Raw genomic sequence first — 22,764 nt, 5'->3', positions numbered from 1 at the left:
GGCGGCTAGAGCTGCACGCCGTCCTGCGCGGACGCCGCACGGTGGCGACGGCGCAGCACGAGCGCGGCACCCGAGCCCGCGAGCATCAGGGCGAGCAGCAGGGCGGGCAGGGCGTCGGAGCCGGTGAACGCGAGGGGGCCGCGTCCGTCGCCTGCCGTGCCCGCGCCTCCTGCGCTCGCACCGTCGGCGGGAGCCGCGGCGGGCGGCGTCGTCGGAGCCGGGGTGACGGCGCCCTCGACGACCGCGACCGTCGCGGTCAGGGTCGTGCCGCTCTGCGTGCCGGTCAGCGTGATGGTGTAGCTGCCGGGTTCGAAGGGAGCCGTGACCGTGTAGGTCGCGACGCCGTCGACCACGTCGGCGATCCCGAGGTCGGTCACGGTGCCGTCGACGTCGAGCGTGCCCGTGACCTGGCGGTCGCCGGCGAGGCCCGCGGTGCTGACCGGGAACTCGGCGCCGGGGGCGACCTCGGTCGGAGCCGAGATCGTCGCGGCGGCGCTCAGGCCGTCGAGGTCGCGGTCGAGCTGCAGCGCGTTCACGATGGTGAAGAAGTTGTCGGTCTGGTCGATCAGGCCGACGACGTTCGCGGCACCGGGGCCGTAGCCCGCGACGCGCAGCTGCGTGCCGGTGTGCTGCTGCGAGCCACCCGCCGCGGCCGTGCCGTAGGCGATCTTCATCGTGGTGCCGTCGACCGTGGTCAGCGCCGTGCTGAGCGTGGCGGGAGGCGTGGAGTCGACGATCTGGCTCGTGTGGGCGTGGTCCGCCGTGACGATGACCATGGTGTTCCCGTCGGCCTCCGCGAAGGCGAGCGCGGACTGGACGGCCTCGTCGAGGTCGAGCACCTCGCCGATCTGACCACAGGCGTCGGCGCTGTGGTCGCGCTTGTCGATCGAGGCACCCTCGACCTGCAGGAAGAAGCCCTGGTCGCCGGTGTCGAGCAGGTCGATGGACTTCTCGGTCAGCGACTGCAGCGAGAGGCCGGTCGACAGCCGGTCGGGGTTCGGCTGGCAGGTCTGCGGGGCCTGGTCGGCGCCACCGACGGTCGCCGTCGTCGCCGCGTAACGGGTCGGGAAGTTGCCGTCGGTGAACGTGCCGAGCACGGGCTGCGCCTGGTCGGCGGCCGTCAGGGCGTCGAGGCCGGCGGCGTCACGCACGACCTGGTAACCGCGGTCCTGCGCCTGGGCGAACAGGGTGTCGCCCTGCCACTGACCGGCGCGGGCCGTCTGACCGAACGAGGCCGCGCCTCCTCCGAGGGTGAGGTCGGCGCGCGTGCCGATGATCTGCTCGCTGATCGAGCCGAGGCCGCCCTGGTCCAGGGCGTCCGCACCGCACTGCGTGACGCTGTCGGGGCCGTAGCAGCTGCGGGCGGCGACGTGCGCCGCCTGGACGGCCGGGGTGGCGTCCTGCAGCTCGGCGGTCGACACGTTGCCGGTCTTCTTGCCGTTGGCCTTGGCGATCTCGAGCAGGGTGTCCTGCGGCACGCCGTCGACGTCGACCGAGATGGCGTTGTCGTAGGTCTTCGTGCCGGTGGCCCAGGCCGAGCCGGTCGCGGCGGAGTCGGGCACGTAGTCGGGCTTGCCCTTGTTCGCGCCGTCCCGGTAGACCGAGTACGTCGTGTACTGGCCGGTCAGGGGCAGGGCGTCGATGCCGGGCAGCGACCCGCCGGCGCCGTACGCGTAGTTACGGGCCGAGGTGATCTCGCTGTCGCCCATGCCGTCGCCGATCAGCAGGATGACGTTCTTCGCGGGCCCCGACTTCACCGAGTCGAGCAGCAACTGCGTGCTGTCGTCGATGCTGCGGGCGGCACCACCGTTCTGGGCGACGTTCGCGGGCGTGGCCGCGAACGCGGCGACGGGGCTGAGGGCGAGGGCGGCGACGGCGGCCGTGGCGAGGGCCCCCGTCGTCAGGGCCGTTCGCCGGCGGCGGTTCGGTGTGGTCTTCGGCACGGGTCTGCTCCTGTGATCGTGATCGTGATCCGGTCGCCGCGCGACGAGGTCGTCACGGGGCGGGGATCAGCAGACTCCTGCCGGGTGGCCGCCGCGTGAACGGGGGCGCATGATCCGGTGAACACCCTCGGACGGGGGTCGTCGCGCCTGCCCCGCTCGGCCCCACCCCCTCATCCGGCGTTAAACCCCTGCCTAGGCAAATCGCCTAGCGCCGGAAGCGCGGGTCGCACGACCAGCACGGCCAGCGCGGCCAGCCCGGCCAGCGCGGCCAGCGCAGCCAGCGCGGCCAGCGCAGCCAGCGCGGCCAGCGCGGCCAGCGCGGCCAGCGCGGCCAGCGCAACCAGCCCGGCCAGCGCGGCCAGCGCAGGCAGCGCAGCCAGCGCGGCCAGCGCCCTCAGCCGACCGTCGAGCGCAGCACCGACGACCCGTCGGGCCGACGGCGCACCTCGACGCGGTCGGCGATGCGCTGCTTGAGCTCGTCGACGTGGCTGACGATGCCGATGACCCGGCCCGAGGCGCTCAGGCGGCCGAGCTCGCCCATGACGGCGTCGAGGGTGTCGGGGTCGAGCGAGCCGAACCCCTCGTCGACGAAGAGGGTGCCGAGCTCGAGCCCGCCGGCCTCGGCCTGCACGACGTCGGCGAGGCCGAGGGCGAGGCTGAGCGAGGCGTAGAAGGTCTCGCCGCCCGAGAAGCTGCCCGGGTCGCGGGTGGTGTCGGTGGTCGCGTCACGGATGACCAGCGAGAGCCCGGTCTTGCGCGACCGTGACCCGACCTCGCGCTCGTCGGACGAGGCGAGCTCGTACCGCCCGCTCGACATCACCGACAGCCGGACGTTCGCGGCGGCCACGACCTCGTCGAACCGCCGCAGCAGCACGTAGGTGCCGAGCGTCACGCCCTTGACGTTCTCGCCGGTGGACGCACTGGCGAGGTTCGCCATGCGCACCACCGCCCGGGCGTGCTCGACGGTGTCGTCGGCGGCGGCGGTCACGGCCTCGAGGGCACCCAGCGCCTGCCGCGACCGCTCGGCCCTGTCGCCGGCCCGGGTGGCCCGGTCGGTGACCTCGTCGAGCTCGGCCTCGACCAGGGCCAGGGCCTCGACGGCCGACTCGACGTCCGCCGTCTCGTCACCGGTCAGCACGGCGACCTCGGGCTCGGCGAGGCCGGCCTCGACGACGGCCCGTTCGCGCTCGTGGGCCGACACGCGCGCCTCGAGGGCGGCCAGGTCGCCTGCCTCGAGGGCGGCGTCGGCGACCTGGTCGACGTCGTCGAACCCGCTGCGCTCGAGGGCGGCGACGAGCTCGGCGCGTCGGACGGCCGCCGCGTCGGACGCCACGTCCGCAGCGTCGAGGAGGGTCAGGAGGCGCGTGTCGCGGTCGACGCCGTCACCCACCGATGCGGTGAGCTCGGCGACCGTCGGGGCCCGACCGTCGAGCAGTCGCGCGATCTCGGCCTCGTCGTCGAGCACGGCGCGTCGGTCGGCGGCGACGCGCTCCCGGCCGGTGGCGGCCCGTTCGCGGAGGTCGTCGAGTTCGGAGCGCAGCCGGTCGACCTCGTGGTCGTGTGCCGCGAGGGCCGCGTCGGCCGCCGCGACGGCGGCCCGGGCCCGCGTGGCCTCGGACACGCGCAGGGCCAGCCCGGCCAGCTCGGACTCGACGTCGTCGCGGGTCAGGTCGCCCAGGGCACGGCGGGCCTCGGCGACCCGCCCCTCGGCGGTCGCGTGCCGGGCGGCGGACTCGCGCTGCCGCGCCTCGGCGGCGCGGGCGATCAGCGACGCGGCCTCGACCTGGTCGTCGGTGGGGTGCTCGGCCCGGAGGGACGCGGGGGCCGGATGCTCTCGCGAGCCGCACACGGGGCACGGGTCACCGACGCCCAATCCCGCGGCCAGGTGGCCCGCCATGCCTTCGATCTGCCGACGGCGGAGTCCGGCCTCGTCGTCCAGGGCCCGCAGGGCCGCCGCCGAGTCGTCGGCCAGTCGTGCGGACGCCGCGTCGACGGCCCGACCGAGGGCGTCGAGGTCGTCGAGGTCACGCAGGCGGAGCCGTGCCTCGACCGTCGCCTGCTCGGCGGTGGCGAGGTCGGTCGACCTGTCCGCCAGGGCCTCCCGCTCGACGAGGAGCGAGGCCCGGTCGGCGGGGGCCGCGACCAGGCGGTCGTCGAGCTCACGGCGGCGCCCGTCGGCGTCGACGAGTGACTGCTCGGCCGCCTCGAGGGCAGCGCGGCGACCGGGCAGGGCTCGTTCGGTCCGGGCCGCCTCGGTCAGGAGGGCGAGTTCGGAGAGCCGGGCGTCGCGACGTGCCACGAGTTCCGCGCGGGCCGGGGCCCCGCCGCCTGCGGCGGACCCGGGTCCGTCGGCGTCCGGGACGCCGCGGGTGGCCTCGGCCAGCCGCGACGCCGTGTCGCGCTCGGCGTCGGCCGCCCGCGCGACCGCGGCCAGGGCGTCGGTCACGCTCGCGGCCCGTCGAGCGGCGTCGACGCGCCCTCGAGCCGCGGTGATCTCGACCTCGCCGTCGTCGAGGCGGGCCCGCCGGACGATCAGGTCGGCCCGCCGGTCGAGTGCGAGCCGCAGCGCCCGCACCCGGTCGAGCGCTCGACGGGCGGCGTCGCGCGCCTCGAGCACGCGAGCCCGCCCGATCGTGGCCTCGGTCGCCTCGACCTCGAGGGCTTCGAGCAGGGCGGCCCCGCGGTCGTCGGTCAGGGCCGCGTCGAGGGCGTCGACCTCGAGCCCGCTCGCTTCGAGCAACCGCGCGCGGGCCAGCTCGATCTCGCGGTCGGCCGCGGCGACGGACGCGTGGGCGGCCTTGCGCTGCTCGACCAACTCGACTGTCGTGCGCTCGTAGATCTCGGTGCCGAAGAGCGACTGCAGCACCTCTTTGCGCTTCTCGCCCGTCGAGCGGAGGAAGGCGGCGAACTCGCCCTGGGGCAGGACGACCGTCTGAACGAACTGCTGACGGGTGAGCCCCAGGATGCGCGAGATCTCGGCCCCGGCCTCTTGGGTGCTGATCGAGACGATCTCGCCGTCGACGGCGTCGGGAGACGAGAGGCGCCACAGCTTCGCCGTCGCGTTCGCCGGCGTCGTGCCGGTGCCGCGCGCCTTGGGTCGCCGGTACGCGGGGGTCCGGCGGATGCGGTGGACGCCCGCACCGTTCTCGAACACGAGCTCGACGAAGGGCTCGACGTCGGGAGCGGCGTGGTGGCTGCGCAGCCGGTCGGGTGTCGACGCCGAGCCGGCGAGCCCGCCGTAGAGGGCGAAGACGACCGCGTCGATGATGGTCGACTTGCCCGAGCCCGTGGGCCCCTCGAGCAGGAAGGTGCCCGAGGCGCCGAGGGCCGCGAAGTCGATGCTGTGCTCACCCGCGTAGGGCCCGATCGCTCGCAGGGTCAGTCGGTGCAGGTTCACGCGCTCACCTCGCTCGCCCTGGCGGCCTCGTAGGCGGCTCGGACGACGGCGAGCTCGGCGTCGCTGGGCGCCCCACCCGAGGCGAAGGCGACGAAGTCGGCCGCCACCTCGATCGGGTCGGACTCGGCCGTGACGGCGGCGAGCGTCGGGGCGTCGACCGCGCCGACCGGGGTGTGGTGGATGGCCAACGCGTGCGGGAAGCGCTCGGCGACGCGTGAGTAGAGGCGCTCGGGGTGGACGGGGTCGGTCACGAAGACCCGCAGCCAGGCGTCGCGCAGGTCGTCGTGGCGCCCGTCGAGCAGGGCGTCGAGGGTGTCCGTCACCTCGGCCAGGCGCCTCGGCACGGGAGCGGGGACGAGCTCGACCGAGACCGAGCCGTCGGCGGCCAGGTCGACGATCGTCGTGGACTTCACCTGGTGGCGTTCGCCGAACGAGAAGGCCAGGGGCGAGCCCGAGTAGCGCAGGCGCCCCGACGCGCCGACCCGTTGCGCCCCGTGCAGGTGGCCGAGGGCGACGTAGTCGACGCCCTCGAACGCGGTCGAGGGCACCGAGTCGACGCCGCCGACCCGGATGTCGCGCTCGCTCTCGCTGCGTTCGGGTGCGGTCGTCCCGTCGACCTGCTCACCGGGTTCGACGTCCTCACCGGACTCGACGGGCCGGGCGTCGCCGTCGGCGCCGCCCCCGACGGCGCCACCGCCGCTGCCACCGCCACCGGGCACCGGGGCCCGTGCGGCCACCACGAACGCGTGCGCCAGCACGACCGACCGCGTGCCCGGCCGTCCGGCGAGGTCGTCGCGCACGCGCTGCATCGCCGCGCCGACGACGGCCGCGTGCGAGCGAGGCAGGGGCTCGTCGGACCCCGCCGGGGCGAGCGACCGGCGCACGCTGTCGGGGTCGAGGTAGGGCAGCCCGTAGAAGGCGACGGGGCCGTCGGGGTCGTCGACGACGACGGGGTCGTCGAGCAGGTCGACCGATGCCCGCAGGTGCAGCCCCGGCCGCATCAGTTCGGCCGCGAACCCGAGTCGCACCGCCGAGTCGTGGTTGCCCGGCGTGACGACCACGGTGGCGTGCTCGGTCAGCCCCGCGAGGGCCCGACCGAGGAGGCGCACGCTGGGCACCGCGGGCACGGCCCGGTCGTACACGTCACCGGCTACCACGACGACGTCGACCGAGCGCTCGGCCACGAGCGCGACCAGGTGGTCGACGAACGCCTGCTGGTGCTCGTGCAGGTCGACCCCGTGCAGCGTGCGACCCAGGTGCCAGTCGCTGGTGTGCAGGATGCGCACGGGGCCCCCTCTTCGGTGTCGCGGTCGGTGCGGCAGCTGGTGCCGTCGTCGGTGCCACCGACTGTATCGGGGGCCTCCGACAGAGCCGGGTGCACCTCCTCGGGACCGGCACCGCGCCTCCTCGGGGACCGTCACCGCGCCTCCTCGGGACCGGCACCGCGCCTCCTCGGGACCGGCACCGCGCCTCCTCGGGACCGGCGCCGCGCCTCCCGGCCGGTCGCCACCACGCCCGCGGGAGTGAGATGGTCAGATGCCCGCGAACCGCGACGGGCCCGACGAGAGCGAGACCGTGAGCCCCGACGCCCTGCAGCCCGACCAGGTCACCGCCCTGCGCCGCGAGGTCGAGGCGCGCCTCGACGCGATGGTGGCCGACCTGACGACCTACGCGAGCCTCGAGACGCCGTCCGACGACGTCGACCTGCTCGAGGCCGGGCTCCGCTGGATCGAGGCCTGGCTCGGCGAGACGGTGGGGCCGCCCGCCGACCGACGCGTGCACGTCGTCGAGGGCTACGGGGACACCGTCACCCTCGACTACCCCTCGCCCTCGGGGTCGACCGAGTGGGTCTCGGCTCTGTGTCACTACGACACCGTGTGGTCCGAGGGCACGACGGCCGCCTGGCCCGTGACCGTCGAGGGCGACCGCATGACGGGCCCCGGCGTCTTCGACATGAAGTCCGGGCTGATCCAGCTCGGCAACGCCCTCGCCGTCGGCGACCGGCTGGGGCTGCCCCGTCCGAACGTGCGGCTCCTCTTGAACGGCGACGAGGAGGTCGGCAGCATCGCCTCGCGCGAGGCGATCGAGCGTGAGTGCGGACGAGGAGGCGCGGTGTTCGTCTTCGAGTCCGCCGCCGACGGCGCCGTCAAGACCGCCCGCAAGGGCGTCGGCATCTTCGAGGTCGAGGCCTTCGGGGTCGAGGTGCACGCCGGGCTGCACCCGCGCTCCGGTGCGAGCGCCGTCGACGAGATCGCCCGCATCGTCCTGGCGCTGCACGCGGCCGCCGACGTCGACGCCGGCACGTCGCTCAACGTGGGAGTCCTCCAGGGCGGCACCCGCACCAACGTGAAGGCCGGCTACGCCCGGGCCATGGTCGACGTCCGCGTGACCTCGACGGCCGAGGCCGAGCGCATCGAGCGGGTGTTCGCGGGGCTGACCGCCCACGACCCCGAGGCCTCGGTGACGGTCACCGGCGGCTGGAACCGACCGCCGATGGAACGCTCGGCCGCGACGGGCGCACTGTACGAACGCGCCGCCGGGGTCGCCGCGTCGCTCGGCTTCGAGCTGCGCGAGGTGTCGGTCGGCGGTGCGAGCGACGGCAACTTCGCCGCGGCGCTCGGCCTCGCCGTGCTCGACGGGGTCGGCGGCGTCGGCGGTGGCGCCCACGCCCGCCACGAGTGGATCAGCGTGCGCGGCATGGTCGAGCGCACCGAGTTCGTCGCCGCCCTGCTCGCCGACCTCGCCTGACCGCACCGCACGTCGCCGCACCGGACGGCTGCGCACCCCGCCGCACCGCCGAGTGGACACGACACCGCCGCACGTCACGGCGTGCTGTCCACTCCGGGGTTCGCTGCCAGGGCGCCGCCCAGCCCGTGCCGACAGCGCACCCTCACGACCACGAGGCCTGGGCCCGGCCCGGCCGCAGCGGCACCCCGCCACGCCGCACGATCGCCGCCAGCCGTCGCGGGTCGAGCACGTCGTCGATGTCGCACCTCTCGACGCGTCGGACCCGGCCCGTCGCCAGCAGCCGAGCCTCGCGCTTCTTCTCACGTCTGACGACCTCGGCCGGGGACGACCCCGCGAGCATGCGAGGGTCCGAGTACTTGCCGAAACCGTCGAACTCGAGCACGAGCCCGAACGCGGCGAAGAAGAAGTCGCATCGTCCGACGAATCCACGGGCGTCGAAGAACTCCTCCTGGAGGATCGGCGGAGGCGCACCGAGCCGATGCAACGCGACTCGCACCAGAGACTCCCCGCCGTTCTCGGACAGGGGCGTGGCGAACGACACCGCCCGCTCGAGTCCCAGCTCACCCCGTCGTCCGACCGTGCGGTCAGCCATCGCCCCGAACCGGAGGCGCAACTCGTCGCGCAGATCGTCGGTCCGGGCGCGCATCTCGTCAGTCCTCGGAAGCCGACCGGCGACCATGAGCCGACGACGCATCACGCCGTCGAGACAGAGGACGCCGTCGTCGAACCCGGACGACCTCGCGACGTCGTAGGCGGTGCGCACCTCGCTCGTGACCAGCAGGCCGCCGACCGGCTCGACCTCGTCGTCCTCGAGACCGACCGCGTGTTTCACGAGGACCGGCGTGCTCTGGGTCGTGGCCCGACGCCGGTCGATCACGTGCACCCGACGCGGGTCGCCCTGGACGCTCGGCAGCCCGTGGACGGCGACGGCCGACCCGTGGGACACGACGCAGTCGGCGGGGAGCGCGGACACGGCGGCCCGCACCCGGACGACGTGGCGACGCCAGGGCCTCAGTCGTGCCCAGTCCTCCGTCGGCACGTAGACGCCTCGTCGGACGCGGACGAGTCGTCCTGCGGCGGCGTCGCGTCGCAGGGCGCGCGCCTCACGTGACTGGGCACCCGGCGTGGCGGAGAAGATCAGGTCGGGGAGGTCGTCGTCCATCCGTCGATGTTCGGCGGCCGGTCGAAGCCGGCCGCGACTCCTGAGCCTTCTTGTGGATGACCGCCCGCCTACCGCACCCTGTGGACGATACGACCTGGGTGCGTCGAGAACCGCCGAGTGGACAGCACGCCGCCGCACGACGCGGTGCGCTGTCCACACGGCGGTGTCCGGCACCGGCGCCGGCGTCAGGAGCAGCCGCGGCCGACTACCCCTCGAGCGTGAAGTCGTAGACGCCGGCGTCGAAGCGGGCGTAGCCGGGGTAGTCGATCAGCTCGTAGAGCTCGGCCCGGGTCTGCATCGTCGGCACCTGCGACTCGAGCGTCCCCTCGGCGGCCAGGGCGTCGAGCGCCCGCGACGCCGCGCCCATCGCGGCGCGCATGAGCGACACCGGGTGGATCACCATGCTCACCCCGACGTCGTGCAGCTGCTGGTGGGTGAAGAGCGCGCTCTTGCCGAACTCGGTCATGTTGGCGAGCACCGGCACGTCGAGCGCCGAGCAGATCGCCTCGAACTCGGCGAGGTCGGCCATCGCCTCGGCGAAGATCGCGTCGGCACCGGCGTCGACGAGGGCGCGCGCCCGGTCGACCGCCGCGTCGAGCCCGTCGATCGCCCGCACGTCGGTGCGCGCCATGATGACGAGCGACGGGTCGCGGCGAGCGTCGACGGCGGCCCGGATGCGGCCGGCGGCCGTGGCCGCGTCGACGACCTGCTTGCCGTCGAGGTGGCCGCAGCGCTTGGGGTTGACCTGGTCCTCGACGTGCAGCCCGGCCACGCCCGCGGCCTCGAGGGCCTGGACGGTGCGGGCGACGTTCATCGGCTCGCCGAACCCGGTGTCGGCGTCGACGAGCACGGGCAGGTCGGTCATCGACGCGATCTGCCCGGCCCGGGTCGCCACCTCGGTCAGCGTGGTGAGGCCGATGTCGGGCAGCCCGAGCTCGTTCGCCATGACGGCGCCCGACACGTAGACGCCGTCGAAGCCCTTCTGCTCGATGAGGCGGGCGGTCAGCGGGGTGAACGCCCCGGGGAACGTCATCGTGCGCTCGTCGGCGAGCCCGGCCCGGAACGCCGCGCGCTTGTCGGCCGCGGTCACCGTCGAGTACAGCATCAGAACAGCCCGCCCGGCTGGGCCGCGGCACCCGCGAGGGCGTCGGGGGCGACGATGCCGAGCTGTCGCACCTCGTCGGCCGTCAACGAGGGGAGGCGCGTGGCCAGGTCGACGAACCGCTCGACCTCGGCGTCGGGCAGCACGTCCTCGGCCAACGTGCGGAACTTGCGCACGTAGTCGTCACGACCGAAGGGCCGCGCCCCGAGTGGGTGCGCGTCGGCGACGGCGATCTCGTCGACGAGCGTCGTGCCGTCGACGAACTCGACCTCGATGCGGCCGCCGAAGGCCTTCTCGGCCGGGTCGGTCGAGTGGTACCGGGCCGTCCACGCGGGGTCCTCGGCCGTGGTGATGCGCTGCCACAGCTCGACCGTGTCGGGCCGCTGTGCGCGGGCCGGCGCGTAGCTGCGCTCGTGGTGCCACTCGCCGTCCTGCAGGGCGACGGCCACGATGTACGGGATCGAGTGGTCGAGCGTCTCGCGGCTGGCCGTCGGGTCGTACTTCTGCGGGTCGCCCGCGCCCGAGCCGATCACCACGTGGGTGTGGTGGCTGGTGTGCAGCACGATGCTCCGCACCCGCGACGCGTCACGCAGCTCCGGGTGCGAGCGGCCCAGGCGACGGGCCAGGTCGATCCAGGCCTGGGCCTGGTACTCGGCGGAGTGCTCCTTCGTGTACGTGTCGAGGATGCCGCGCTTCGACGCCCCCGGTGCCGGCAGCGGCACGTCGTACGACCCGGTGGGCCCGTCGAGCAGCCAGGCGATCACGCCGTCCTCGCCCTCGTAGATCGGGGCGGGGCTGCCCTGGCCGCGCATCGCCCGGTCGACGGCCTCGACCGCGGCCTTGCCCGCATGGGCCGGCGCGTAGGCCTTCCACGACGAGATCGCGCCCTTGCGGGACTGCCGCGTGGCGGTCGTCGTGTGCAGCGCCTGGCCGATCGCCTGGTGGACGACCTCGGTCGACAGCCCGAGCATCGTGCCGAGCCCGGCCGCGACCGAGGGGCCGAGGTGCGCGACGTGGTCGATCTTGTGGGCGTGCAGGCTGATCGCTCGGACGAGGTCGACCTGCACCTCGTACCCGGTCACGATGCCGCGGAGCAGGGCCGCGCCGTCGAGTCCGCGGTGCTGTGCCACGGCGACGAGCGCGGGGACGTTGTCGCCCGGGTGCGAGTACTCGGCGGCGAGGAACGTGTCGTGGAAGTCGAGCTCGCGCACGGCGACCCCGTTCGCCCAGGCGGCCCACTCGGGCGAGACGGGGTGCTCCGGCGCGACGCCCGTGACCTGCGAGCCCGCGCCTCCCGTGGTCGGCGGGTGCGCCAGCGCCTGGTCGCGGGCGACCGCGACCGGGGCCCGCAGCAGCGACGCGGCCGAGACCGCGGCGTTGTCGATCAGGCGGTTGATCACCATCTCGGTGACGTCGTCGTCGATCGGGGCGTCGTCGGTCGCCAGCGCGGCCAGGCGCCAGGCGAGCTCGTCCTCGCGGGCCAGCGGCTCGTCGCTGCGGTGCACGCGCACCGTGTGCACCACGAGGTCGGCCGCCGACGTGGTCGGCCCGGTCGGCCCGTCCGATGCGGCCGACGCCCCGGACGAGGAGGCGCGGGTCACGTCGCCCCCGCCGCCCGCGTCGGTCGTCGCCCCGGCCTCGTGCTCGTGCTCGGACGCGTGCTGCTGCGTGCTCATCGGCCACCCTCTCTGGTGGGGCGGGCCTCGTCGTGCCCGCCGTGCGCCGTCGTCGGTGACGGCCGTGTCGTTGCCGACCAGTCTCGCATCCCGTGCCGGACCGGCGACGAGCCACCGCCGTGACACGATCGTGACCCGCCCGGGCTCCAGGTCATCCTGCAGGACGAGTCCTACGGGCAGACAGGTCGGTAGCGTCGGAGCCGACGGGCGACGGCCGTCGACGACGATCAGAGGGGCACGACCATGAGGCACACGGCGATCACCACGGGGGCGACCATCGGCCTCGTCCTGGCCCTCGCGACGGGCTGCACGACCGGCCCCGGCGGCGCGACCCCCGACCCGTCGGCGTCCGGCTCGGCGTCGACCGGTCCGACGTCGACGAGCACGGCCGACCCGTCGAGCACCCCCTCGGGCGCGCCGACGCCCGAGCCGACCGCCTCCGATCCCGGCGGGTCGGCTCCCGTCGCCCTGCCGACCGACTGCACCGACATCGTCGACCAGGCGACCTACGCCTCGACCTTCGGCGACATCCCCCTCAACCCGGTCGAGTTCGGCGGCTCGGGCACGAGCTCGGGCGTGGTCACGCCGACCACCCCGCCCGCCGGGGCCGGTGCGCGCGACGTCGTCGCGGCGGCCACCGAGCTGTCCTGCCTCTGGCGCGACCCGCGCTCGGACGTCTCCGGCATCTCGGTCGCGATGGGGCACCTCGAACCCGCGGCCGGCGCCGCGGCCCTCGACGGCTTCGCGTCGCAGGGCTACACCTGCACCGCCGTCCACGACGGCCGCAGCTGCCAGCTCGTGACGCCCGACCCGCAGTACCCGGTCGACCGCACGCAGACCTACTGGGTGCGCGACGACGTCGTCGTCACCGTCGACCAGACGAACGTGCCGACGGACGACCTGATCGGCTCGATCGCGACGCGCCTCTGGGGCTGACGCCGCGCCTCCTCGGCCGGCGCCGCGCCTCCTGAGCCTGTCGCACCGTCTCCTGGACGTCGCACCGCCGGATTCGGCGGTGCGACGTCCAGTCGGCGGTGCGGTGAGGTGCGACGCCGCGCGACGCGACGCCGCACGACGAGCGCTAGAGCACGCTCTTGGGGACGCGGTGCAGCGTGACGGCGCCGACGGCGGCGAACGGGTGCAACGGGTCGGGTGCGGCCGACCCGGTCGGTCCGCCGAGCCGCGAGTGCCCGACCGCGCTCAGCACGGCGTAGGCGTCGCCGCGCGACCAGCCGTGGTCGTCGACCAAGAACGAGAAGGCGTCCTCGTAGCCGCGCCGGACGCTCTCCTGCACCGGGTCGCCGAGGCCGACGAAGATCCAGTCGTCGGCGGTCTCGATGCGCGGCGCCCGCAGCCCGAGCCCGGGCACGAGGTCGATCGAGACGACGGCGGTGCCCTCGGCCTCGATCGCCACGAACGACGACTCGCCCTCGGCCATGATCGCGTGCACGTCGCCGATCGAGAGGTACGCGCCCTCGACCATCACGGGCAGGTAGACCGTCGAACCGACCGTGCTCTCGGTCACGTCCATGTTGCCGCCCTGGGGGTACGCGGGCATGATCGTCGAGTTCTCGCCCTCGGCGGGTGCGGTGCCCATGCAGCCGATCATCGGCCGCGCCTCGAAGACGTGCCGGTCGGTCACGTGCACCCCGTCGGAGTCGATCGGCACGCGACGGGTGAACATCTCGTCGCCCATCACGTGCTGCAGCGCTCCCGACCCGGGCAGGCTGACCGACCAGCCGTGCTCGATCAGCCGGATCTCGTGCACCGTCACGGCGAGCGCGTCGCCCGGCTGCGCACCCTCGACGTACACCGGGCCGGTGACCGGGTTGATCGGCACCGACAGCTTCGCCAGGTCGTGGTGGTCGTGCAGCTCGGCGTAGACGGCGTCGCTCGTCTCGAACCCGATGCGCTCCCCCGTGCCGGGCTCGATGCGCAGCGCGGGCTCGACCGAGGCCGTGAAGCCCGGGCGACCGTGCTCCTTGCCGAGGAAGTGGTCGATGCCGTCGGCGGCGGCCTCCGGGGCGCTCACGCGTCGTGCCGTTCCGAGTCGGCCGCGGGGGTGGCGGTGACCGCCTCGTCGTCGCCACCCTGGCCGAGGGTCGGCGCCGCGCCTCCTCGGCTGCGGTAGTAGACGAACACCCCGGCGCCGACGACGAGCCAGATCAGCCCGCCGATCTTGGCCGCCGGTGCCGCGTTGACGAGCACGTAGCCGATGATGACGAACCCGACCACGGGCACGACGAGGTGCAGCAGCCAGTTGCGCGACTTCTTCTTGACGACGTAGTGCACGACGACCGACGCGTGCAGCATCAGGAAGCCGAAGAGCGCCCCGAAGTTGACGAGCGACGAGATGACGTCGATCTGTCCGACGAACACGATCACGAGCACGGCCGAGAGAGCCGACACGACGAGGATCGCGGCCTGCGGCACCTGGCGCGTGTTGATCCTCGACAGGAACGCCGGCAGCTGCCGGTCACGACTCATCGAGAACAGCAGGCGCGAGGTCGCGGCCTGCGCGGCCATGGCGTTGGCGATGCCGACGGCGAGCACGTTGACGACGAAGAACGCCGTCGCCCACCCGCTGTTCGACGCTTCACGCACCAGGTCGAAGAAGGCGTTGCCGGCCTCCCCCTCGGGGAACGAGTCGCGGCCCGCGGCGAGCGCGCTGGCCAGCCAGGTCTGCAGCACGAAGCAGAACGCGACGATGAAGAGGGCGATGATCATGGCCTTGCCGGCGCCGCCCCGCTTGCCGGTGCTCTCCTCGGCGAGGGTCGAGATGCCGTCGAAGCCCAGGAAGCTCAGCACGGCGATCGACAGGGCCGAGGCGATGAGGGGTGCGGTGACCTTGCTGGAGTCCCAGACCGGGTCGGTCGTGAACTCGGCGCCGGGGATCGTGCCGCCGTTCAGCGCCGTCACCGCGATGATGACGAAGATCACGATGAAGACGACCTCGATCGCGAGGAACACCCGGTTCATCAGCTTGATCGAGCTGATGCCGAGCAGGTTCACGGCGGTGTTGATCGCGACGAAGACCAGCGCCCACATCCAGCGGGCGGTCCCCGGGAAGATGCCGATCATCGACTCGGCCGCGAAGACGTAGAGCAGCGTCGGCACGAGCAGGTAGTCGAGCAGGATGGCCCAGCCCGCGAAGAACCCGGCCACGGGGTGGATGCCCCGCCCGACGTACGAGAACACCGATCCGGCCAGCGGGATCGACTTCGCCATCTGCGCGTAGGCGAGGGCCGTGAAGATCATCGCGACGAGGCCGACGAGGTAGACCAGCGGCACCATGCCCGACGACGCGTTGTAGACGGTGCCGAAGATCGCCCAGGGCGCGATCGGCACCATGAAGATCAGGCCGTAGATCAGCAGGTCGGCGGTCGAGACCGACCGCTTGAGTTCTTGCTTGTAGCCGTACTGCTCGAGTTGCTGCTGGTTGCTCAGCTCGCCGCCGTCGGCGGCCTTCGTGTGCAGGGACATGATGTGCTCTCTCGCTCGGGTGGGGACGGGGTCGGTGCGGTGGGGAGGCGTGGCCCACGCCGGTTCGGGGGGCGCGGGCCACGCCGGTCGGGAGGCGCGCGTCACGCCCGTCAGGAGGCGCGGGTCACGCCGGTCAGGAGGCGCGCGTCGCCTCGGCGGGGGCGTCGTGCGACGCGAGGAACCCGGCGACGACGGCGCGGAACGCCTCGGGCTGCTCGAGGTGCGAGCAGTGGCTGGCCCCGGCGAAGACGTGCGAGCGGACGTCGGCGATGCCGTCGACGAACGGCTGCCACGTGGCGGGGGTGGCCTCGTCGTGCTCGCCGGCGACGACGAGCGTCGGCGCGGTGATCGACGGCAGGCGGTCGACGATCGTCCAGTCGCGCATCGTGCCGATGACGTGGAACTCGTTCGGCCCGTTCATCGTGTGGTAGACGGTCGGTTCGGCCTCCATCTGCTCCTCGCTGTCGACGAAGTCCTGTGGCATGGGCACCACGCGGCAGACGTGACGCTCGTAGAACGCCTGGGTGGCGGCGAGGTACTCGGGGTCGGTGGTCGTGCCGTCCGCCTCGTGGCGGGCCAGCGCCTCCCGGGTGTCGGCCGGCAGCTGCGCGCGCAGCTCGGCGGCGCCCTCGACCCAGAGCTGCATGGACGCGGGCGAGTTGCAGATCGCCAGGCTCACCAAGCCGTCCGGTGCCGTCACGCCGATCTCGGCGCCCAGCATGCCGCCCCACGACTGGCCGAGCAGGTGGTACCGCTCGAGGCCGAGGTGGGCGACGAGGGACTCGAACTCGGCGACGAACAGGCTCGCCTGCCAGAAGTCGACCGGGGCGTCGGGCAGGTGGGTGCTGCGGCCGCAGCCGAGCTGGTCGTAGTGCACGACCGTGCGGCCGGTCTCGTCGGCGAGGGCCTCGAGGTTGCGCAGGTAGTCGTGGGCCATGCCCGGGCCGCCGTGCAGCACGACGAGCGGCAGCGCACCGTCGCGCGGCTCGTCGGGCGTGGTGACGCGGTACCAGGTCTCGGCGTCGTGGAACGGGGCGGTGCCGGTGGTGATCGTGGACATGCCGGTGAGCATGCACCCGCCTAAGGTCTCGCGACAAGACCTTTCTCGATGCCTTAATCTGCTCGTAACACGACGGGACCCCGGCCGCTCCACGCACGACGGCTCGGCGAGCCGGGACGGGGACGCGATGAGCCAGGACGACAGCCGAGGAGGCGCGGGCGGCGCACGCCCGGACGCCGCGGTCGACGGCGCCCTCGGTGGCGCGCTCGGGGCGCCCCTCGCCCCCACGACCCGCGTCGACGACATCACCGACCGGCTCGTCACGGCCATCACGATCGGCGAGTACCTGCCCGGCTCGCGCCTGCCGGCCGAGCGCGACCTCGCCGCCTCGCTGCGGGTCGGCCGCATGACCGTCCGCGCCGCCCTGGCCCGACTGGTCGAGCAGGGGCTGATCGTGACGCAGCGCGGGCGCGGGGGCGGCTCGTTCGTGCAGGCGGCGACGCCCGGCTCCGGGGCCGACGTGGTGCGCCGCACGCTCTCGGCGCGCTGGTCCGACCTGCGCGACACGAGCGAGGCGATCAGCCGACTGCACGGCGTCGTCGCCGAGACCGCCGCCGAGAACCGCTCCGACGACGACGTCGACCGCCTGCACGACCGGCTCGCGCGCTATCGCGACGCCCCGTCCGGCCTCGCGTCGCAACAGGCCGACGAGGCCCTGCACGTCGCGATCGCCGAGGCCGCGGGCAACGCCACGCTGCGCGGGGTGCTGTTCGACCTCGAGGCGCGGGTGAGCTTCTCGGCCCCGGCGCACCTCTGGGGCGGGCCGGAGGGCATGCGCGAGATGGAGTTGCGGGCCCTCGCCGACCACGAGGCGCTCGTCGCCGCGATCTGCGAGGGGCGGGCCTCCGACGCCGCGGCCATCGCCCGGGAGCACGTCAAGATCGACCTCGAGCTGATCGAGCGCGAGCTCGGCCGCGCCGCGCCCTGACCCGACCCGCGCCTCCCGCCTGACCCAGCCCGCGCCTCCCGCCCCACCCCCTCGGCCGGCGCACAACACCTGCCTAGGCAAATAGTCCACCGCCGAACGCGAGGGTGACCCCGCCCTGCCGACCCGCGCCTCCCCGCCCGACCCCCTTGACCGGCGCACAACACCTGCCTAGGCAAATCGCCCACCGCCGAACGCGAGGGTGCGCCGCCCCGGCCGTGACAGGCTGAGCCCGTGAGCGACTCGACGACGAACGACACCACCCCCACCGCCCCGCCCGCCTGGTGGACGACCGCGACCGTCTACCAGATCTACCCGCGCAGCTTCGCGGACTCGAACGGCGACGGCGTCGGTGACCTCGGCGGCATCCGGCAGCGGCTCGGGCACCTGCACGACCTCGGGGTCGACGTGATCTGGCTGTCGCCGATCTACCGCTCGCCCCAGGCCGACAACGGCTACGACATCAGCGACTACGACGACGTCGACCCGCTCTTCGGCACGCTCGACGAGTTCGACGCACTCGTGGCCGAGGTGCACGCGCTCGGCATGAAGCTCGTGATGGACCTCGTCGTGAACCACACGAGCGACGAGCACCCCTGGTTCGTCGAGGCCCGTTCGTCGCGGGACTCCCCGAAGCGCGACTGGTACCTCTGGCGCGACCCGTTGCCCGAGGGCGAGGGGTCGGACGCCGCCGGCACGCCCGGGGCCGGCACGTACCCGACGGCGTGGCGCAGCGCCTTCAGCGGCCCGGCCTGGACCCTCGACGAGACCACCGGTCAGTACTACCTGCACATGTTCGCGTCGAAGCAGCCCGACCTGAACTGGGAGCACCCCGACCTGCGTCGCACCGTCTTCGACATGATGAACCGCTGGCTCGACCGGGGCGTCGACGGGTTCCGCATGGACGTGATCAACCACATCGCGAAGGAGCCCTCGTCGCTCGCGCCGGGTGCGGCGCACTTCGTGATGGGCGGGCAGATCCACGACCACCTGCGTGAGATGCACCGTGAGGTCTTCGCGCACCGCACCGACCGCGAGCTGATCACGGTGGGCGAGATGCCGGGCGTGACCGTCGACGACGCGAAGCTCTTCACGGCGGCCGACCGGCACGAGCTCGACATGGTCTTCCAGTTCGAGCACGTCGGCCTCGACCACGGCCCCGCCTCGAAGTTCGACGACCTGCCGTTCGACCTCGTGGCCCTCAAGCGCTCGCTGGCGCGCTGGCAGGAGGGCCTCGCCGACCGGGGTTGGAACAGCCTCTACCTCGGCAACCACGACCAGCCCCGCTCGGTGTCGCGCTTCGGTGACGACGACCGGTACCGGGTCGAGTCGGCGATGCTGCTCGCGACCGTGCTGCACCTGCACCGCGGGACGCCCTACGTGTACCAGGGCGACGAGATCGGCATGACGAACGCCGGGTTCACCTCGATCGACCAGTACCGCGACATCGAGTCGATCAACTGGTACGACGAGTCGGTCGCGGCCGGTGCCGACCCCGAGGCCCTGCTCGAGGCGTTGCGTCTCCGCAGCCGCGACAACGCGCGCACCCCGGTGCCCTGGTCAGGAGGCGCGGCGGCGGGATTCAGCACCGGCACCCCGTGGATCGAGCTGGTCGCGAACGACGACACCGTGGACGTCGAGTCCGACCGGGCGGCCGGCGACCGCTCGGTGTTCGAGCACTACCGGCGCCTGATCGCGCTGCGCAAGGAGTCGCCGGTCGTCGCGCTCGGGTCGTTCGAGCTGCTCGCACCCGACGACGAGCGGCTCCACGCCTTCACCCGCACGCTCGGCGACGAGCTGCTGCTCGTCCTGGCCAACTGGTCGGGCGAGCCCTACGAGCTCGATCCGGCCCTGCACCCGGCGCTGCGGCGCCGCTCGGTGCCGCAGGTCGTGATCGGCACCCGGCCCGGCGCCACCGGCCTGACGCTCGCGCCGTGGGAGGCCCGCGTCCTGCGCGGCTGACCCGCACCTCCCCTCGCGGACCCCGGTAGCGTCGGTCGGGTGAGCGATCCCGACGACGCGCCCGCGCCTCCCGACGGCCCGACCGAGCCCGACCCGGCCGATCCCGACCCGGCACCCGCCGAGCTGCCGCACGGCTGGGTGCGCATCGGCCGGCGCCGCTGGTGGTCGACGTGGGTCGGGGTGACGTCGTTCGCCATCGTGTTCGCGGCGCTCCAGGGCACGAGCATCTTCGCCCGCTTCGTCGAGTCGAGTGCGCCCACGCTGGTGTCCCTGTCGTTCGGGGCCCTGGTCACCGCCGCCCTGTTCGGGCTGGTCACGGTGATCCGCAACGCGCGGTACCCGCAGCCGTGGGTCGATCTCGACGCCGATCTGCTGCGCGCCGGCCGGCGTCGGTCGATCCCGCTCGCCTCGGTCGACCGTGCCGTGCTGTCGACGACGATCGCCGGGACGGGGGTCCGCGTGCTGATCCTGCGCGTCGTGGCCCAGGAGGCGCGGGTCGAGTTCATCCTGCGCGACCGGAAGGACGCGACCCTCGACCCGACCTCGACCGCCGTGTTGGCCGAGGCCCTGCGCCGCACCTCCATCGCCATGCCGACGTCGATCCACGACCCGAGCGGACGCTTCGCGCGCTACAACTTCCCCGGCCACGTCGGCCGCGACGACGCCGTCGCCCTCGTCGAGCACCCGCCCGCCACCGGGGACCCGCTGCCCGCCGCCTGGTGACCGGCGCCTCCCCCGCTCTCGTCCGCGACCGGGTCGCACCACCGTCGTGTCGTCGAACCACGCCGGACGGTGGTTCGACGACCACACGGTGGTGCGACCTCACGGCCGGGCCCCCGCGCCGCGCCCATCCGCGACCTCGGCGTCAGCGCTTCCAGTACCCCGAGAACGTGATGCGGTCCTTCGGCAGGCCCGCCGCGTGCAGGTGCCGTCGACCGCGGGTGGCGAGCGCCGACTCGCCGACGACGTACGCGTAGGCCCGCGGGTCGGCCGCCGACCGGGACAGCAAGGCGGCGAGCGCCCCCTCCCCCGGAGCGACCGCCCCGGCGTCGCGCCCTCCTCGGCCGCCGCCGTCGACGCCACCGCCGTCGACGTCGTCGCCGAACGCGGCCGCGTCGAGCTCGTCCCGCACCACCCACGTCACCTCGACGCCCTCGGGTGCGTCGAGCGGCCGCACGTCGGCGCGCGTCGGCACCTCCTGGATCACCGACCCCACGGAGGCGCGGTGCAGCGACCGCACGATCCCCTCCGTCCCCGGCAGTCCGGTCTCGTCGGCGACCAGATGGATCTCGGAGGCGTCGTCGGGGGGGTTGAAGAGCACGCCCTGGTCGAGCAGGCCGAGGGCGTCGCCGGGACGGGCGGTGCTGGCCCAGATCGCCGCGCCTCCTTCGAGCTCGCCGGACCCGCCGCGGTGCAGCACGAAGTCGACGTCGAGCTCGGCGCGCGAGGCGGCGACGTCCGGCCCCGACCCGGCCGGCCGGAACTCGCGCACCGTGTAGTTCGCGCAGTGCGGTCGCTCGGCCTCGGGGATCGCCAGGTACTGCGCGTACCAGAGCGAGGTGCTGGCCCGCGGCAACCTCAGCGAGTCGCTGCCGGGCTGTGGCAGGAACAGCCGGAACCACTGGTCGAAGCCCATGTCGCCGAACTCGTGCAGATCGTCGCCGACGACGGTGACCCGCTGGAAGCTCGGCGAGACGCGTTCCGAGCGCAGCACCTCGAGACGGTGGACGCGGGGGTCGGCGGGCTTGACGGGCGATCGACGGGTCGACATGAGGTAAGGCTAACCTAATCTTTTGGTCGATGGACCGCTCGGACGGGGTGCCGACCCGACCCGTCGGCCGACCACCCAGGGCGCAGGCCACGCGGTGCAGGTGATTCGAGACTCGAACAACTCACCCGACGAGCTAAACTGAGCCCTCCCCGGGGTCGCGGGCCGCGCCTCCCCGTCCTCTACCTCGTCCCCGTCCGCCTCCGTCGCCCGCAGAGAGCCCGCCATGACCGACGTCTCGCCCCAGCCGCCCGCGGGCTCCGCTCCTCCCCTCGACGACGAGGGCCAGCTCGACGTGACGCTGGTGCTCGAGGCCTACCGGTCGCTGCAACAGCAGGGCGACCGCGTGCAGAAGCTCGTCGCCGACTTCTTCGGCATGGGGACGACCGACCTCCGGTGCCTGACCTTCATCGCGAACGACCACGACACGACGCCGAAGCGGGCGGCCGAGTTCCTCGAGCTGTCGACCGGAGCGACCACCAGCCTCGTCGACCGACTCGAGGGCGGCGGGTACATCACCCGGCAGCCGCACCCCTCCGACCGACGAAGCGTGCTGCTCGAACTCGCCCCGGCCGGACGAGAGGCCATCGACCAGATCGACGAGTTCTACCGTCGCGCGTTCCGCGACGCGGTCGACCCGAACCACCTCGACTTCCTGGCCGTCGCCATGCGGGCCATCGGAGACTCGCTGACGCGCACGGCCGCCGAGGGCGAAGCCGTCGCGGGCGACGCTGCCGCAGCCGAGGCTGCCGCGGGCGAGACCGCCGACGCCTGAGCCCGGGCGAGCCTCGGACGCCGGGTCGCACCACCGTCGCGTCGTCGAACCACCCGGGACGACGGTTCGACGACGCGAGCGTGGTGCGACCCCGAGCCCCGAGCCCGGCGGCGAGGCCGACCGGAACGCGACGACGCCGACCGCGGCGCCGCGTCCGGTCGGACCCGGCGCCCGCGGCCGGTCGTAGGGTGGGCCGATGACCCCCTCGGACGTCCTCCTCGAAGCCTTCTCGCGCCTCCCGGCCGTGGCCGAACGGGCCGTCGCCGGCCTGTCGGTCGACGACCTCGCCTGGCGCCCCGACGCCGAGGCGAACACGATCGCCTGGCTGGTCTGGCACACCGCCCGCGGGCAGGACGTCCAGATCGCCGACCTCGCGGCGTCCGACCAGGTGTGGACCGCCGACGGCTGGGCCGAGTCGTTCGCCCTGCCGTTCTCGCCGGCCGAGATGGGCTACGGCATGTCGCCGTCCGACGTGGCCGCGGTGCGGGTCGACGCCGAGCTGCTGATCGGCTACCTCGAGGCCGTCACGCTGCGGACGCGGGCCTATCTCGAGGACCTCGACGGCGCCTCCTACGACGACGTGGTCGACGACGCGTGGGACCCGCCGGTCACCGCGGGCGCCCGCCTCGTGAGCATCCTGGCCGATTGCGTGCAGCACCTCGGCCAGGCCTCCTACGTGCGCGGCCTGCTCGACCGCCGCTAGCCCCGGCGCCTGCCGCCCGCCGCGCCGAAGCCCCAGGAACCCGCCCAGCCCCCCACGCGC

At 73.8% G+C, this 22,764-nt stretch carries 17 protein-coding genes; 7 read left to right on the top strand and 10 right to left on the bottom strand.

The features are described from left to right. Positions 1–5 precede the first annotated feature (5 nt). The 3 genes from phoA to AC3CCI_RS08985 form a co-directional block, all read right to left on the bottom strand. Positions 6–1,943, bottom strand: coding sequence for an alkaline phosphatase (gene phoA / locus AC3CCI_RS08995; protein WP_488626931.1), 1,938 nt, complete (start codon positions 1,941–1,943; stop codon positions 6–8). Positions 1,944–2,337: 394 nt separating this feature from the next. Continuing rightward, positions 2,338–5,340, bottom strand: a complete 3,003-nt coding sequence (locus AC3CCI_RS08990; RefSeq protein ID WP_488626930.1) for an AAA family ATPase — start codon at positions 5,338–5,340, stop codon at positions 2,338–2,340. Further along, entirely contained in the window at positions 5,337–6,626 is a 1,290-nt protein-coding gene (locus AC3CCI_RS08985) for an exonuclease SbcCD subunit D (RefSeq protein ID WP_488626929.1), read from the bottom strand. Before AC3CCI_RS08985 ends, AC3CCI_RS08990 begins: the two co-directional genes overlap by 4 nt. A gap of 250 nt (positions 6,627–6,876) precedes the next feature. Here AC3CCI_RS08985 and AC3CCI_RS08980 point away from each other — a divergent pair, with 250 nt between their 5' ends. Next, complete coding sequence (locus AC3CCI_RS08980) at positions 6,877–8,088, top strand: M20/M25/M40 family metallo-hydrolase (protein WP_488626928.1); 1,212 nt, start codon at positions 6,877–6,879, stop codon at positions 8,086–8,088. A gap of 142 nt (positions 8,089–8,230) precedes the next feature. Here the strand turns inward: AC3CCI_RS08980 and AC3CCI_RS08975 are convergent, their stop codons facing one another. The 3 genes from AC3CCI_RS08975 to AC3CCI_RS08965 all read right to left on the bottom strand — a co-directional run bounded on the left by AC3CCI_RS08975 (position 8,231) and on the right by AC3CCI_RS08965 (position 12,028). Beyond that, complete coding sequence (locus tag AC3CCI_RS08975; RefSeq protein WP_488626927.1) at positions 8,231–9,250, bottom strand: hypothetical protein; 1,020 nt, start codon at positions 9,248–9,250, stop codon at positions 8,231–8,233. A 205-nt stretch (positions 9,251–9,455) separates the two neighbouring features. Next, positions 9,456–10,355, bottom strand: a complete 900-nt coding sequence (gene prpB / locus AC3CCI_RS08970) for a methylisocitrate lyase (RefSeq protein WP_488626926.1) — start codon at positions 10,353–10,355, stop codon at positions 9,456–9,458. Further along, positions 10,355–12,028: an MmgE/PrpD family protein gene (locus tag AC3CCI_RS08965; RefSeq protein WP_488626925.1), complete on the bottom strand. Its 1,674-nt coding sequence runs from the start codon at positions 12,026–12,028 to the stop codon at positions 10,355–10,357. Before AC3CCI_RS08965 ends, prpB begins: the two co-directional genes overlap by 1 nt. Positions 12,029–12,271: 243 nt before the next feature. Between AC3CCI_RS08965 and AC3CCI_RS08960 the strand changes: the two genes are divergently transcribed. Then, the gene (locus AC3CCI_RS08960; RefSeq protein ID WP_488626924.1) at positions 12,272–12,964 is read left to right on the top strand and encodes a hypothetical protein; all 693 of its coding nucleotides are present in this window, start codon (positions 12,272–12,274) and stop codon (positions 12,962–12,964) included. 145 nt (positions 12,965–13,109) lie between these two features. Here AC3CCI_RS08960 and AC3CCI_RS08955 read toward each other — a convergent pair whose 3' ends face one another. From AC3CCI_RS08955 to AC3CCI_RS08945, 3 genes are all read right to left on the bottom strand, one after another. Then, positions 13,110–14,060, bottom strand: a complete 951-nt coding sequence (locus tag AC3CCI_RS08955; RefSeq protein ID WP_488626923.1) for an acetamidase/formamidase family protein — start codon at positions 14,058–14,060, stop codon at positions 13,110–13,112. Then, positions 14,057–15,511, bottom strand: a complete 1,455-nt coding sequence (locus tag AC3CCI_RS08950) for an APC family permease (RefSeq protein ID WP_488626922.1) — start codon at positions 15,509–15,511, stop codon at positions 14,057–14,059. Before AC3CCI_RS08950 ends, AC3CCI_RS08955 begins: the two co-directional genes overlap by 4 nt. A 133-nt stretch (positions 15,512–15,644) precedes the next feature. Then, complete coding sequence (locus tag AC3CCI_RS08945) at positions 15,645–16,571, bottom strand: proline iminopeptidase-family hydrolase (protein ID WP_488626921.1); 927 nt, start codon at positions 16,569–16,571, stop codon at positions 15,645–15,647. A 127-nt stretch (positions 16,572–16,698) separates the two neighbouring features. Here AC3CCI_RS08945 and AC3CCI_RS08940 point away from each other — a divergent pair, with 127 nt between their 5' ends. The 3 genes from AC3CCI_RS08940 to AC3CCI_RS08930 all read left to right on the top strand — a co-directional run bounded on the left by AC3CCI_RS08940 (position 16,699) and on the right by AC3CCI_RS08930 (position 20,181). Continuing rightward, positions 16,699–17,499, top strand: coding sequence for a FadR/GntR family transcriptional regulator (locus AC3CCI_RS08940; protein WP_488626920.1), 801 nt, complete (start codon positions 16,699–16,701; stop codon positions 17,497–17,499). A 231-nt stretch (positions 17,500–17,730) separates the two neighbouring features. Next, the gene (locus tag AC3CCI_RS08935; protein ID WP_488626919.1) at positions 17,731–19,458 is read left to right on the top strand and encodes a glycoside hydrolase family 13 protein; all 1,728 of its coding nucleotides are present in this window, start codon (positions 17,731–17,733) and stop codon (positions 19,456–19,458) included. Between the two features lie 39 nt (positions 19,459–19,497). Beyond that, on the top strand, positions 19,498–20,181 hold the full coding sequence (locus tag AC3CCI_RS08930; protein WP_488626918.1) for a hypothetical protein: 684 nt from the start codon (positions 19,498–19,500) through the stop codon (positions 20,179–20,181). Between the two features lie 142 nt (positions 20,182–20,323). On the opposite strand, the gene AC3CCI_RS08925 is transcribed toward AC3CCI_RS08930, so the two are convergent. Then, a complete protein-coding gene (locus AC3CCI_RS08925) occupies positions 20,324–21,229 on the bottom strand; it encodes a siderophore-interacting protein (protein WP_488626917.1) in 906 nt (301 codons plus the stop codon). 223 nt (positions 21,230–21,452) lie between these two features. Here AC3CCI_RS08925 and AC3CCI_RS08920 point away from each other — a divergent pair, with 223 nt between their 5' ends. Both AC3CCI_RS08920 and AC3CCI_RS08915 read left to right on the top strand, forming a co-directional pair. Further along, a complete protein-coding gene (locus AC3CCI_RS08920) occupies positions 21,453–22,001 on the top strand; it encodes a MarR family winged helix-turn-helix transcriptional regulator (RefSeq protein WP_354595449.1) in 549 nt (182 codons plus the stop codon). Positions 22,002–22,197: 196 nt separating this feature from the next. Next, positions 22,198–22,704, top strand: coding sequence for a mycothiol transferase (locus AC3CCI_RS08915; RefSeq protein WP_488626916.1), 507 nt, complete (start codon positions 22,198–22,200; stop codon positions 22,702–22,704). Positions 22,705–22,764: the final 60 nt, after the last annotated feature.

Source organism: Frigoribacterium sp. CF331 (genome assembly GCF_057787905.1).
Note: the sequence above shows the minus strand (reverse complement) of the source record. Positions and strands in the feature narration are given on the sequence as shown.